Source organism: Psychrobacter sp. CX97, assembly GCF_057396285.1.
Genome location: NZ_JBXYJE010000006.1, coordinates 145912 through 161144, shown reverse-complemented (window position 1 = coordinate 161144; position 15233 = coordinate 145912). Strand labels below are relative to the sequence as shown.

The 15233-nt window shown below is 38.5% G+C and carries 11 protein-coding genes; 9 read left to right on the top strand and 2 right to left on the bottom strand.

Annotated elements, in window-relative coordinates; translation table 11 throughout:
* Positions 1-91: 91 nt before the first annotated feature.
* The 5 genes from msbA (at position 92) to AC2SLL_RS06630 (ending at position 6140) form a co-directional block, all read left to right on the top strand.
* On the top strand, positions 92-1933 hold the full coding sequence (gene msbA, locus AC2SLL_RS06650; RefSeq protein ID WP_486530900.1) for a lipid A export permease/ATP-binding protein MsbA: 1842 nt from the start codon (positions 92-94) through the stop codon (positions 1931-1933).
* A 217-nt stretch (positions 1934-2150) separates the two neighbouring features.
* The gene (gene lpxK, locus AC2SLL_RS06645) at positions 2151-3371 is read left to right on the top strand and encodes a tetraacyldisaccharide 4'-kinase (protein ID WP_486530899.1); all 1221 of its coding nucleotides are present in this window, start codon (positions 2151-2153) and stop codon (positions 3369-3371) included.
* Between the two features lie 93 nt (positions 3372-3464).
* Positions 3465-4310: a 3-deoxy-manno-octulosonate cytidylyltransferase gene (kdsB, locus tag AC2SLL_RS06640; RefSeq protein WP_486530898.1), complete on the top strand. Its 846-nt coding sequence runs from the start codon at positions 3465-3467 to the stop codon at positions 4308-4310.
* A 93-nt stretch (positions 4311-4403) separates the two neighbouring features.
* Positions 4404-5615: a DNA polymerase III subunit delta' gene (locus AC2SLL_RS06635; RefSeq protein WP_486530897.1), complete on the top strand. Its 1212-nt coding sequence runs from the start codon at positions 4404-4406 to the stop codon at positions 5613-5615.
* A 177-nt stretch (positions 5616-5792) separates the two neighbouring features.
* Positions 5793-6140, top strand: coding sequence for a PilZ domain-containing protein (locus tag AC2SLL_RS06630; RefSeq protein ID WP_486530896.1), 348 nt, complete (start codon positions 5793-5795; stop codon positions 6138-6140).
* Between the two features lie 208 nt (positions 6141-6348).
* Here AC2SLL_RS06630 and AC2SLL_RS06625 read toward each other — a convergent pair whose 3' ends face one another.
* On the bottom strand, positions 6349-7668 hold the full coding sequence (locus AC2SLL_RS06625; protein ID WP_486530947.1) for an acetyl-CoA C-acetyltransferase: 1320 nt from the start codon (positions 7666-7668) through the stop codon (positions 6349-6351).
* 1153 nt (positions 7669-8821) lie between these two features.
* Here AC2SLL_RS06625 and AC2SLL_RS06620 point away from each other — a divergent pair.
* The 4 genes from AC2SLL_RS06620 to AC2SLL_RS06605 all read left to right on the top strand — a co-directional run bounded on the left by AC2SLL_RS06620 (position 8822) and on the right by AC2SLL_RS06605 (position 13699).
* Positions 8822-10222: a 3-oxoacyl-ACP reductase gene (locus tag AC2SLL_RS06620; RefSeq protein WP_486530895.1), complete on the top strand. Its 1401-nt coding sequence runs from the start codon at positions 8822-8824 to the stop codon at positions 10220-10222.
* A gap of 322 nt (positions 10223-10544) precedes the next feature.
* Complete coding sequence (locus tag AC2SLL_RS06615) at positions 10545-11450, top strand: MaoC family dehydratase (RefSeq protein WP_486530894.1); 906 nt, start codon at positions 10545-10547, stop codon at positions 11448-11450.
* 128 nt (positions 11451-11578) lie between these two features.
* Positions 11579-12079, top strand: a complete 501-nt coding sequence (locus AC2SLL_RS06610) for a protein tyrosine phosphatase family protein (protein WP_486530893.1) — start codon at positions 11579-11581, stop codon at positions 12077-12079.
* Between the two features lie 255 nt (positions 12080-12334).
* The gene (locus AC2SLL_RS06605) at positions 12335-13699 is read left to right on the top strand and encodes a serine hydrolase domain-containing protein (protein WP_486530892.1); all 1365 of its coding nucleotides are present in this window, start codon (positions 12335-12337) and stop codon (positions 13697-13699) included.
* A 111-nt stretch (positions 13700-13810) separates the two neighbouring features.
* Here AC2SLL_RS06605 and AC2SLL_RS06600 read toward each other — a convergent pair whose 3' ends face one another.
* On the bottom strand, positions 13811-15046 hold the full coding sequence (locus AC2SLL_RS06600) for a cation:proton antiporter (RefSeq protein ID WP_486530891.1): 1236 nt from the start codon (positions 15044-15046) through the stop codon (positions 13811-13813).
* Positions 15047-15233 lie beyond the last annotated feature (187 nt).

The window sequence follows — 15233 nt, the reverse complement described above, 5'->3', positions numbered from 1 at the left end:
ACTGGATTAAAATTGCTAGATCTAGATGCTTTGGAAGTAATTTTAAAGTCGGTTTATTTGAAATAAAGGTTTCAACAACTAAGGGCAAAAGATGCCGCAATCATCGGATACTGAAAAATCATCCACTGCCAAATTACAAAATTCATCCACTGATGACGCTAATTTAAATTCTGAGTTTATTTCATCAGTCTCTAAAGTAACCAAACCAACAACGCCCTCACAGACTGCGACCTATTTAAGGCTATTAAGTTATATCAAGCCTTATTGGTGGGCTATTTTATTAACAATTGTAGGATTTGCTATTAATTCTGCTACAGAAGTGGGCGTTGCTAAATTAATTCAATTTATAACTGACGCTATTAATAACGGTAAGCAGGCAGAGTTAAATTTATTTCCATTTTTAATTGTGCTCCTGTTTTTTGTACGTGGGGTTGGTACTTTTTTAGGTAATTATTTTTCTGCGTTAATATCACGTAATCTTGTATATAAATTAAGGGTCGAAGTATTCAATAAACTCTTAAGTCTGCCAAGTGCATTCTTTTTAGCCAATCCTTCAGGTACTATCTCATCCAAGCTCATTTTTGATGTCGAACAAGTGACAGCTGCCAGTACGGATTCATTAAAAACCCTGTTAAGAGATGGATTAACTGTCATTTCATTATTGGGTTTTCTATTGTATTCGAACTGGAAGCTCACTCTAATATTGTTTCTGGTATTGCCACCTATCCTCATTTTAATTCGTATTGCTTCTAAACGTTATCTTGATTTGTCAAAAGGTATACAGCAAACGATGGGAGATGTTAGTCACATCAGCAATGAAGTCATAAGTGGTTATCATGTTGTGAAGAACTATGGCGGCGAAGAATATGAAGCCAACCGTTTTGATCGTGCTTCCTTGAAGAATTTGAAGCAAGGCATGAAGGTGGTTGTGACCAATAGCATAAACACGCCAGCCGTTCAGCTTTTGATGGCGATAGCGATGTCAGTGGTGGTATGGTTAGCAATACGTCCTGAGGTTATGTCAGGAACCACGGCTGGTGAGTTTATAGCCTATTTGACTGCAGCAGGGTTAATCAGTAAGCCTGTACGATCATTAACAGATGTTAATCAGAAATTGCAAAAAGGCATTGCTGCTGGTCAATCCATTTTTGCGTTACTTGATGAACCAGAAGAGGAAGATTTAGGAACACTCAATCCTACTATTGGCGGCTCAATACATTTTAATAATGTTTCCGTTGAATATGAGGATGGTACAAAAGCGCTTGAAGCATTTAATTTAACTATCAATAAAGGTGAAACGGTCGCTTTGGTAGGTAGAAGTGGCGCTGGAAAAACAACCCTAGTGAATTTATTGACCCGCACACTAACTCCAACCTCTGGTCAGATTTGTATTGATGGGCAGCCAATTGAGAATATATCTTTAAATGCTTTGCGATCTCAAATTGCTGTGGTAAACCAGCAAGTGGTTTTATTTAACGATACTGTTAAACACAATATAGCATATGGTGATTTAGCAGTTAAATCCGACGATGAGATTGTCGACGCTGCCAAAGCCGCTTTTGCTCATGATTTTATAATGAAACTGCCAAAAGGGTATGACAGCCCCGTTGGCGCTGAGGGGTTACAGCTTTCTGGAGGTCAACGTCAGCGCTTGTCTATTGCCCGTGCGTTATTAAAAAATTCGCCGATACTTATTTTGGATGAAGCAACCAGTGCACTGGATAATGAGTCGGAATACTATATCCAACAAGCCTTAAATAATGTGATGGTTGATAGAACCACACTGGTTATTGCACATCGTCTAACCACCATCGAAGCTGCAGATAAAATCGTGGTTTTAGATGAAGGTCGGGTTATTGAGACTGGTACTCATAGTGAATTGATGGCAAACTCTGGACATTATGCCCAGATGTACGATAGAGACTTTACCTAAAATATGGCTGTTCAATGCATTGATGATGATGCATTTTCTTTTTAAAAGGTTGTGAATTCCGTTGAGAGAGACTAAGTTAATACTTGGATTGTTTTTAAAAATAACCTAAGCAACATAATCATTATATAAATACTTTACAAATTGCTTAAAACTATTTAAAAGTGATTAAATAACTATCATTTTTATTTAAATACTTACCTTACCAGTTGGACTCTATATGACTCCACATCAAGACTCAACATCCAATCATTCTCAATCACGATTAGAAGAAATAGGCTCAAACGTTGAGTTGAAGATGGTTAAAGCGTGGCAATCTCAAGCTTGGTGGCTGTGGCTGTTGTTACCTTTAAGTTGGATTTATGGCCTGATTGGTTATATTAAGCGTTATGTTTATAGGCTTGGTGTTTTAAAGTCATATCATGCGCCAGTGCCAGTTTTGATTGTGGGTAATATCACGGTCGGAGGTAGTGGTAAGACACCGCTCATTATTCAACTAGTACATTTTCTGCAATCTCATGGTATTAAAATTGGGGTAATTAGCCGAGGTTATGGCGGTAATGGTGAAATTATGCCGTGCATGGTTACCAGCAATAGTATGCCGCGCGACGTAGGAGATGAGCCTTACTTGATAGTGAGTGAAACAGGTGTGGCAATGAGCGTGTGTCCTAATCGGCAACTTGCTATTGAGTGTTTATTAAAAAACACTCAAGGCATTCAGCTTATTATAGCCGATGATGGACTGCAGCATTACAAACTTAAGCGCGATATTGAATGGATAGTTGTGGATAGTTCACGTGGCTTTGGAAACAAACAGCTACTGCCAACTGGGTTTTTAAGAGAGCCTATTAGCAGGCTAAAGGGGTCGACAGTCATTTATCATCATTCAGAAGCTTCCTCTATTAATAACTCATTTTCCGATAATCCATTGTCAGAAAATAGCTCTGAAATACCAGGGCAGGGTAGCGATAAGCGACAACATAGCGGAACACATCATCAAAGTAAGCTAACCATGCATTTACTGCCAGGTCATTTAATACCTTTAGAAACAGAAAATGACATTAATTCAAAAGCTGAAATAGACTTTAAATTCAATGACCGAGTAAATTTTGTTAATTCTGTTCAAACAATTAAAACGGTATATGCGGTCAGTGGTATTGGATATCCACAAAGATTTTTTAATACACTGATTGAACTAGGGTTTGAGGTCATCGCAAAACCTATGCCAGATCATCATAAATTTGTTGTGAGCGATATATTGCAATTAACGGATTATCCAATCATTATCACGTCTAAAGATGCCGTGAAAATTGCTCCGCTTGTGAGACAAAACACCGAACTTAGTCGTTTATCAATTTGGGTATTGCCTGTTACTGCAGTTTTATCTAAAGAATGTTATACGACATTGATGGCTCAATTAAAATTACTTAAAGTGGTTTAACTCGCTCACTTGTTCTAAGTATGGTTATATATACTGATTTAATAATAACTTTGAACGTGACTTTAAATATTAGAATAAATATAAGGATGTGTCATGGGTAACCAACATTCACATAACCAAGTGAATCCAGCAGTGCATATAGTAATACCTGCGCGTTATAAAAGTACCCGCTTACCAGGTAAACCTTTATTGAATATACATGGTAAGCCGATGATATTGTGGGTAGCAGAGAAAGCACAACAGGCGACATTTGCCGATGACCTTTGTATTGCAACCGATGACGAGCGAATTGCTGAAGTGTGTACTAAAGCAGGTTATGATGTGGTTATGACAGATAAGAGTCACGAGTCTGGTACGGATAGACTGGCAGAAGTGGCTAATATAAAAGGCTGGGATAAAGATGACATTGTGGTCAATATGCAAGGTGATGAGCCACTGGTACCACCCGTATTGTTGCAACAAGTTAAAGATTTATTAATGCATCAACCAGAATGTGTCATGGCAACTCTATATGAACCAATTGTTAATCATGAAGAGTTTTTACGCCCTTCTGCTGTTAAAGTGGTTACAAACCCTCTTGGACATGCTTTGTATTTTAGCCGAGCCCCTATACCTTGCGATCGTGAGCATGCTCTTGCTCTGGCCAATCAGCACCAATGTAATAATGAGAGCTTGCTACAAGATGAAAAACAATTTAGCGTGCCAAAAAATGCCAATCGACACTTAGGTTTATATGCGTATCGCGTTAAGCTGTTGCAGGATTTTGTTAAGTGGACGCCAGGTGTGCTAGAGATGATTGAGTGTTTAGAGCAATTAAGAGTGCTTGAAAATGGTGGAAAAATTGCAATAGCTCAGGCATCAATGCAGCTACCTGCGGGGGTTGACACTGAAGAAGACTTGGCAAGATTAAATTCTATGCCAATTGACGCACTTCTATAAAGCAGATTGTTGAGTGCTGTCTTTTATTAGGTCTAGGCCACATCTTAAAAGGGGGTTCATGCACAAATTTAAAGTTAAGGTGGTAGCGGGGTTATGAGTGGTTCAGAACAGTTAAGGCAAATGTCATATTTTGCCCCTTTGTTACCTTGGCAATCTAAAGGTTGGGAAGACTTAGTTGCAAGAAGCGAGCAATTACCACATGGCATGTTGTTTTCAGGTATGCAGGGAATAGGTAAACGGGCTTTTGTGTGGCGATTTGTGGCATGGATGCTGTGTCCAAATAGACAAGAAAACACCCAGCGAGCTTGCGGCCATTGCCAAAGTTGTCACTGGTTAACAACAGGCACACACCCAGATTTTAGAGTGTTACCTGAAGCCAGTTTTCCTCTGCCTATGCATCCTGACGCTCCTAGCAACGACAATTTAGACAGGCAACTTAAAAGCGTCAAGTCCAAAACGCCCTCTAATAAAAAAAGTGTCGCTCTCTCCAAAAGCGAGGATAAGAGGAGTACCTCAATTAAGGTAGATGATATTAGGGCATTGCAACCGTTTATAAGCCAAAGTAGTCTAGGACTAAAAATTTGTGTTATTGATTATGCTGAAACCATGACTATTGCTGCTGCCAATGCTTTACTCAAAACGTTAGAAGAGCCAAGTGATGGTGTCTTGTTATTTTTAATAAGTGATGCCCCTGCAAAACTATTACCAACAATTAAAAGCCGTGTTCAAAAAGTAGCAATAGATCAAATTGAGCGTGATAAAGTAATAAGTTATTTAGCCGAGACTATAAAAAGTAGAAAACTTCTTAATAACCCTCGAGATAATAAGCAGGATAACCTACCAAGCAATACGCAATATAATCGAGAAGAGGTTAATGACATTGATCTGAGTATACAAATTACTCAACTGTTAAATCTGGCTAATGGCGCACCATTAGCAGCGCTTAATATGTTAACCAGTAACTGGTATCAACATCGTAATACGTGGTTGCAAACTTGGCTAGCATTACGCTCAGCAAAACGGAGTGGAATAGCGGCAAGCGATTACTGGCAAAGTAACTTGAGCTTAACCGAATTTATTACCTTATCAGAAGTGATGTTAATGGATTTGTGTCGATGCTGCATTGGTATGCCTACGTTACAACTTGATTTAGACTTACGTAGCTATCCATCAGTTTTAGACTTGGATATTGAAACCGTGCAGTGGGTAATGAGTCAGATAGATGATATTAAAACCGCGACTTTACAAAATGTACAGGATAAAGTGGCTTACGATAAGATAATGTTAGTACTTGAAAACTTATAGTTAGAGGATTTATAGTTAAATAGTTATAAACTAATATTTGCGGATGTGCAGCTTGTTACTAAGCGCTGTGTGCAGACTGGCGTTTATTTGTTGATGCATGAGTTATGCGAATTTAGCATTAACTTAATATCGTGATGAATAAAATTTAGTATTTTATGCACACTTAAGGAGTAAGGTATGGCTTTACCCAGTCGTGGTGGTATTTTACGCTGTCATATTGAAAATTTACAATCCCTATATGCCTGCTATTTACCCTTTGTAAAAAATGGGGCAATTTTTATCCCTTCAGAACACTTACAAAATCTAGGAGATGAGGTTTTTGTTGCAGTGACTTTACCCGGCTCGCATGAGCGACTGCCCCTGCATGGCAAGGTAGTTTGGATAAACCAGCGTAATCAATCGAATAGACCTTCTGGTTTTGCAGTGCAGTTTGAAAAGGATGAAGCTGGTTTGAGAATGAAAAATGAGATTGAACGGTTATTGGCTGGAATGATTAACTCAGCTGAGCCTACTTATACCATGTAAAGCAATATCGATTAAATGTGTCACTTAGACGTTAGAATGATACTTATACAATTATTACAATCTAGTTAGGCTATTAGGACTCCCCTAGAGTAGCTTATTTAATTGGCTTATAAACATAAATAGATATTATTAAACCATTTAACCTTTCGATAGCAAAAGAGCCACTAAAATTTGTAGTGGCTCGTTTAACATGTCAATGACCTATTGATTATTTTTCAAGAATACAGGTAACCCCTTGACCACCCGCAGCACAGATTGATATCAAGGCACGACCAGATCCCTTTTGATCCAGAAGTTTAGCAGCAGTAGCAAGGATGCGACCACCAGTTGCAGCAAACGGATGACCTGCAGCAAGCGAAGAACCATTGACGTTGAGTTTGTCACGATCAATCGTACCAAGAGGGGCATCAAGACCTAAGCGTTCTTTACAGAAAGTTTCATCTTCCCATGCAGCAAGCGTTGATAAAACTTGTGATGCAAATGCCTCATGAATCTCATAAAAATCAAAATCTTGCAGGGTTAGACCAGCACGCTCAAGCATACGTGGTACCGCATAAGCCGGTGCCATTAACAAGCCTTCTTTGATACCTTTTTTACCGACAAAGTCAACCGCAGCAGTTTCTTGATGGACCAGATAAGCCAATGGTTTAAGACCATGATCTTTGGCCCATGCTTCACTTGAAAGTAGTACGCAGGATGCACCATCTGTTAGCGGTGTAGAGTTTGCTGCCGTCATCGTTGGGTTGGCATTAAGCTTACCAAACACCGGTTTAAGTGTCGCTAATTTTTCAAGAGTAGTGTCAGGTCGAAGCGTATTATCACGGGTCAGACCTTTAAAAGGGGTAATTAAATCGTCAAAGAATCCTTCTTCATAGGCACGGGCTAGGTTATGGTGACTTTTTACAGCAAGCTCATCTTGAGCTTCACGGCTAATGTTCCATTCTAAAGCAGTAATGGCCTGATGTTCGCCCATGGATAAACCAGTGCGTGGTTCGCCATTTTGAGGAGAATCAATTAAATCTTTAGGATTAATACTGGTTAAGGCAGCAAAACGTTGTTTATTATTTTTAGCCGCCCCGAGTTTAATCAGTGCTTTACGGAGACCATCCCCCACCGCAATAGGGGCGTCTGAAGTAGTATCTACTCCACCAGTTATCGCTGAATCAATAATACCTAAAGCAATCTTATTTGCAGAAGCGAACGTTGCTTGTAAGCCAGTGCCACATGCTTGAGAAATATCATAAGTTGGTGTGTGTGGATCTAGAGAAGTATTTAAGGCTGATTCACGAGTTAGACTTAAATCGCGGCTTAACTTTAAAACTGCACCTGCGACGATCTCACCAAGACGTTCACCTTGCAACTCGTAACGCTCAACTAAACCATTTAAGGCAGCGCTCAGCATATCGATATTACTCGCATCGGCGTAACTACCATTTGAGCGAGCAAAAGGAATGCGATTACCCCCTAAAATAGCCACACGGCGAAGTTGATTGCTGTGATTGCTGGCATTATCTAACGACTTAGTCATTGGTGTTCCCTTATTATTTTTATTGTTTGGTTGAGTCTCATCATAGTTGTTTCTATCATTATCTGCCGAAGCCTGCGTTTTATTTTTTTTAGGCTTATCCGCCGCACTTACTTCATTATTAGATTTGTCGCCTGTATTATCATTCACGTTATTATCAACATTATCGACATTAATCTCTTGAGTCATAGCGTTATCCTCAGTCAATGCCGTCGTCATATCGTCTATTTCAGACTGTTCTTTACTATCTTCAATAATTCTTTGCTTGGCAGCTTTATCTTCACGGATAATTTTATCGGTATTGGTATTTGAAGAGGGAGAGATTTCTTCTTGCAACTCTGCAAACCCATCTATCGTTTCAGATTTACCGTCGTTTTTTTGATCGTTAATGGTTTCATCGAGTAAAGACTTACCAGATTTCATGACCTTAGTTTCCGTTACCGCAGTTGTTTTTTTTGAAGGTTTTTTAGAGCCACTCATAAATAGTCCTTAAATATTACAAAGTTAATAGTAGTTTGCTTTGGAATTGGAATTTTGAGGTAATTTAAAAATCAGTGATTATATCTAGATTACCAACATTGATTGTCTTTGAAAAAGTCTTACCCTGATCTGTAATGACAGCGCTCTAAAAGCAATCATAAATTTGTTGATGGTATTATATGACGACAATGCATAAAATAATAACCAATGTACTGATCAATCCAATAACCAATATAATAACAATGTCCCTAAATATATTAGTATGACGACATATATTAGTATGACGACGTTATATAATAAGTGAGTTTTATGAGTTAATCACTTTCTCATAACTTATTCTCATGTTTAGGTATTTATTTTAGCACAATCATTTAACAAGACCGTCATATAACGTTACAGGTTGTAAGAGTTTTTTTAATATAGAAACACAAAATATTCGAGAAGACTAATATTCAAACTTGAGCGTCTATGCTTGTGTTGTGGCTCAATAACAATTATCAAGGAGACTATATATGACTATATATGACTATGAATGCTAATAATGCTACCTTTATTTTGAACTGGGTAGTCGTGTCTATCTCTATGTAAATTTGAGTTTAGATTTGAAAGTTGATTCAATGACCTACATTAAGACAGTAAGAATTTCATTCATTTAATTACTAAAACTGGAGACATTATGTCAGATCGTTATGGAGAGTTTGTACAGTCATCACTTGGAAAGAAAGTTGCCAAAAACCTTGGATTGCCTTTACCTATTAGATTAGACCGCTACCAAGCTGGAGAAAAAGTCGTTCGTGGTAGTATATTATTTGGTTCAGCCGCGGGGGAAGATAGTCGTTTAAGTGATTCTATTGCTAATGTCTTAAATGAATTACATGCTGATGTGTATATGGCTAGTAATGATCCGCATAGTGATTCCTTTTCTGCTATAGGGTTAAATACCAAACAAAGCAATAGTAATACTGATAAATATAAGGTGCTGTTATTTGATGCCAGTAATATTAGTCATGCGCCAGATTTGAAGGAGATGTATGATTTCTTTCATCCAGTGGCTCGTCAAGTAGAGCAATCTGGGCGTGTTATTATTGTCGGACGTCCTCCTGAAGAATGCGACCGTATTGGTAAAACATTATCACAACGTGCATTAGAGGGTTTTGTTAAATCTGTTGGTAAAGAACTTAAAAAAGGCATTACCACCCAATTGATCTATGTGAGCGAAGGTCAAGAATCGAATCTTGATTCAGCTCTACGCTTCTTCATGTCAGCACGTTCTGCATATGTATCTGGACAGGTGGTTCGTATTGGAGAGGGTAGCGCCGTCGATGTTGAATGGTCAAAGCCCTTAGCGGGTAAAACCATGCTAGTGACCGGCGCAAGTCGTGGGATTGGAGAGGCTATTGCCCGTGTTCTGGCTCGGGATGGGGCACATGTTATCTGCCTAGATATTCCAGCACAACAATCTGATTTACAAAAAGTCGCCGGTGAAATCGGAGGGTCTACTTTGGCTGTAGATATTACTGCTGATGATGCTGGTAAGAAAATTGCTGAAGCGGCTGCTAAACGGAGTGGACTAGATGGTGTTATTCATAATGCTGGGGTAACTCGTGATAAAACCTTAGCTAACATGGATGAAAATCAATGGAATATGGTTATAGACATTAATTTGCAAAGTATCGCTATGATTAATGATTACTTATTTGATCATGAAGTGCTAAATGACAATGCTCGAATTGTATGCGTATCATCCCTCTCCGGTATTGCAGGCAACTTAGGTCAAACCAATTACGCAACTTCTAAAGCGGGGGTTATCGGTTTGGTACAAGCCACTGCTAAGAAGCTAAAATCAGAAGGTAAAGGCATTACTATAAACGCTGTAGCGCCAGGATTTATTGAAACGCAAATGACGGCGGCAATCCCATTTGCAATTCGTGAGGCGGGACGACGAATGAATTCAATGAGCCAAGGTGGTTTACCTGTTGATGTTGCTGAGACCATAGCATGGCTCGCTTCTCCAGCGTCAGGCGGTATAAATAGCAACACTATTAGAGTGTGTGGACAGAGCTTGCTAGGGGCATAAAAAGGTGTAGAAAACGAGCATTAACTGGTTCAATACACAAAATAAAATTATGAGCTGTCTACTGATGGCTCATATATAAGACAAGTATAGTCAAATACCTTTTAAGACAGTTAAGGTCTTCTACAACAGTTAAGGCCTTCTCTTTGTTTGTTTTACTAAAAATGTAGTATCTACAGTCAGCTGCCTTGTAGCTGAGTCAAAAGTATTTAACTATAAAGTATTTAGTTATAAAGGTATTCGACTATAAACGTATAAAAATTCATTAGATTAATCTGTTTAATCTTTTGTATGACAACCGTATATTACATGGGAATATTCAAGAATGACTACACGTGTCTATAAAGAATTACCAAAAGCCTATACTACATATCCTAAGATTATTAAGTCCATGTTACCTATTGTTGGTAAAGCCAATAAAGGGTCAAAAGATACGCTGCCAGTGGCAACCTACAGTGTCAATAAGTTTAAGTTAGATAAACTCAATTTAAAAGATTATCGCCACATATGTGGTTTTGCAGACGATGGACTAGTGCCCCCTACTTATTTTGCTGTGTTGTCCCAAACCTTGCAAATGAATATGATGGTCAATGAACCCTTTGCATATGCTATGTTAGGTTTGGTGCACATTGAAAATTCAGTGACGCAGTATCGTCATATAGCAGATACTGAGACGATCTCAATGTCGGTTAGCTTTGCGAATCTAGCAGATCATGCAAAAGGAAAGCAATTTGACTTTGTGACTAAAGTTCACAGTGGGGAAGAGCTAGTTTGGGAAGGCACATCAACTTATTTATCTCGTCAAAAGTCTTCTAAATTATCACCTGCTACGGCAAAGCGTAGCAAGTCTAAACCTACCGCTTTTAATGTGGAAGAAGATAGTGTACTCAATTACGTATTCGAGGTGCCTGAGTCTATCGGGCGTAGATACGCCAAAGTTTCAGGTGACTTCAACTTAATTCATTTGCATCCCTTAACTGCCAAGGCATTTGGATTTCCTAAAGCTATCGCTCACGGTATGTGGTCTAAGGCAAAATGTTTAAGTTTGATGGAGTTACCCGAAGCCTTTAAGGTGGATGTTCAATTCAAACTACCTATCTTACTGCCATCTGAAGTGAAACTAATGAGTAGTAATATGTCTAAGCTTAAAAGTTTTAATGACGCTGCTTTTACTTTAGTAAATGCTAAAAAGGATAAGCCGCACTTATTGGGTAAAGTTAGTAAAATTTAATACTCCTATCTTAATAAAATAAGAATATAAGTCTTAGGCATATATTGTCGACAAAGGGCGTATCAGCATTTATGATAGGCCCTTTATTCATTTAGTTATTGAAAAACGACTTAATAGGGCGACGTCAAATGAGTGAGGATAGCAATGTGGATTCAGGTAAAGCCAACGAAACCACCCTTGATATGGCATTAAAGCAAGTTATTACAGAGGCTAAGTTTCCTGATCCAAATACAGTAGTAACGGGCGCTTTAGATGCGAATAAAATAGTTGCAATTGCTGATGCAGGTATAGAGCATATTATTAACTTGCAGCCTAGAGATGAGTTAACATTTGATGAGAAATCATACGTTGAAGCTCAAGGTATAAAGTATACGCATTTGCCAATTAAAGGCGTAAATGATCTAAAACAGGTGAACGTACTAGAGTTTGATAAAGCTTTACGTACACATCACGGTAAAAAAACATTGATACATTGCGCAACTGGTAATTTTGTTGGCGCGTGTGTAGCGTTGAGAGCAGGCTGGTTACGTGGGCGTAAAATGGATACCGCTATACAACGTGGTGTGGAACACGGGTTACAAAGTGATTTAGAAGAAGATGTACGTATGCGCTTATTAGTACCACGCTAGCGCTAAACCTAGCGGCTGACAATAATTCATGTTAAGTTAATCATATTAAGTTAATAACGGTACTCTAAGGATACACTAAGGGATAAGGGCGTTAAATAATATAAGGTAAGACACTTATTTTCAAAATAGAGGCTTGTATCACTTGTATTAGAGGGTCTTTTTGAATTTAGCGCACTAATTTAATACAGCTCAATACAGTGATACAAATCTAATGGTATAAATCCCACTATAATTTAAATATATATGAGTGACATTATGCAAGAGTTGCAAACAAAGCTTTCACAATTAATGCAAACACTTCAACTCGAAAATGCGCCATCGGGTGGATCTCTAGTCATTTTTCATGAAGGCGAGCTCATATCGGAGTGTAACATTGGGCAAGCCACAAAAAACTCACAATGGGCTGCCGATACCTTATCGCTCAATTACTCTACGGGTAAAGGTGTCTTAGTCACTTTGATACATGTTTTGGTATCCCTAGGAAAACTTGATTTTGATACAGTAATTGCTGAATATTGGCCAAGTTTTGTCAGTCGAGATTTAGATCCAGAAGCGCATGATTTAAAAAGTAAAATCACACTTAGAGATGTATTAACCCATCGTGCAAATCTATTTAATATTCAGTCTATCACTGAACAAGCAGACGATATGCTGGATTGGGAGGAAATGCTTAAAAAAATTGAGCAAATGTCTCCAGAAGTGCCTAGGAATCAGTCAGTAGAAAGCTGTTACAGTGCATTGGTATCGGGTTGGGTACTGGGTGGATTAATCGAAAAAGTAACCGAAATGCCACTCAATAAAGTGTTAAACGATTATTTGGCAAAACCCCTCGGCGTAGAAGGAGAGATGATATTTGGTGTCGAAGAAAGCCAAGTCGATAATGTTGCGACGCTGATAAAATATTTTGATGATAAACCAGGGCAAAAACAGCATCTAGATAATGCCAGTCATGCTACAAAGAGCAATAAAAGTTCAAAACCAACATTAAAGCAAGATAGTGAGGCTGTTACTAATGCTTATAAAACACTACCCAGTTATGCTTGTTGGTATGAACTGGTTAAGCAAGAAAACAATTTGAAAGATGACTTTAAGCTAACCACTGCGGATATTACCAAGTTGTATTTTGAAATGGGTAGCGTAAATCTGATTGATTATAAAAATGCACTATGGCCTTCTGGAAAAGAGCCTTTAAATTATTATGAAGATAAGGCACTCATTGCAAAAATACCCGCTGCAAATAATGTGTCTTCTGCGCGTGCCCTTGGAAAGATGTATGCGATGATTGCCAATCAAGGCAAATGGGAGGGACAGCAGTTAATTAGTCCAAATGTCTTCAATGAGTTAACCAAAGTTTATGTGACGGGTAGTGATGCGATAATGGCAGCAACAGCACCATCAAGTATGCATTGGCGATTAGGATATCATCGTCTTTTTACGCGTTGTAACTTAGCCCCTAATGCGTTTGGACATATGGGGTATAATGGTTCAACAGCATGGTGTGATGTTGATAGAAAACTGGCGGTGTCCTTTGTGCATAATTATAGAACCATCATGAGTACAGACATTCGTCAATTTGCTATAAATGAAGCTATATTGCAGTGGGTTGATGAGTACATTTAACGCATCAACCTTGTTAGCCATTATATAGTTTAGAAATTAAGATTTTTTAAATGGTTTATACTTTAAATGCCCTGTTTTTAAATGCGATGTTTTTAATGGTTAGCTCGTTAATCACAAAGTCCGTTTTATCAGAGTTGGTGCACTCATACCATGTAAAAATATTGAAACTAACACCACTATAGAACAAATAATCCATAAGCTTGTTGCCTCATCCGTACTAAATACATTTTTATTTAGTGCATAAGCAAGATAATAAAACGTTCCGATACCGCGGATGCCTAGACTAGATATGATAAAGCGTTCCCTATTGGCTAATTGGAGTCCGCTTAAACCTACCCAACCTGCCAGTGGACGCACTGCAAATAAGCATAGCAGGCTAATTGCATATACTTGCCAAGGTAGTTCAACTCCTGAGCTTAGAGCTTGGCCTAACACAATGCCAAAACAAACTAATACCAATGACATGAGCAAACCCTCAGACTGCTCGGAAAAGTCGTGAAGCTCAGTATGATATTTATTACCGTGTTCTGAACGGCGAAATGAAAAGGCGGCAATAAAGACGGCGATAAACCCATAGCCATGAATAAATTCCGCTATCCCATATGCTAATAAGGTCAATGCTATAACGACATAGCCTTGCGAAATAACCGTTTCTCTAAAGCGTCGGTTAAATACTAATCGTCCGATGCTTTTACCAACGATAACACCAATGATGGTACCCGCAATAATTTTCCATAGAACATCATATGTAAACCAATCCCATATTAGGCCAGTCGTGATGCCATCAGCTTTGCCGTAATGCTCTGCAAACTTAATGGCTAAATAAACAAATGGAAAGGCTAAGCCATCATTTAAGCCCGCCTCAGAGGTCAGTGTAAATCGTGGCGTATCTTCTGAGCCAGAATTGGGTGGTCCGACTTGAATGCTTGAGGCTAAAACGGGATCTGTAGGAGCGAGAACAGCTCCCATAAGTAAAGCTGCCCCAAGGCTAAAACTAAATACATAGTAGCCCAGTGCTGCCATGACAGCGATGCAAATCGGCATAGTGACTAATAACAGCCTAATCGTTGGTTGCCAATATTTATATTTTAGGGGAGTGTCTAGTTTAATCCCAGCGCCTACTAAGGATATTAGGACGACAAGCTCACATAATTTTTCAACTGCTATACCATTTTCGATTGGATTTAAAAAAGGTAACGACGCCCAAAAATAACCCATTGCTAAACCGAAGCTAACTTGCAGCATGGGGAGTGAGAAAGGTAAGCGTTTGAACAAAATGGGTGCAAATGCGCCAAATAAAAAAGCAATACCGCAAACTAATAAAAATCCATTATAGTTATCATTCATTATTTTTGCACCACTTGAAACAAAAGGTAGAAGTTTAAGTTAATTTAGGGTCTAAAATAGATTGCCGCTATCTTAAAAAAGCGGGTAATAATGCCTGATTTTGGCATAAATAAAAATTCTGGTTTAGTAAAAGTTTCATCGTAATCGTTGTAATTTAGTAATAGAAATGGTTTGCCAGTACTTACTC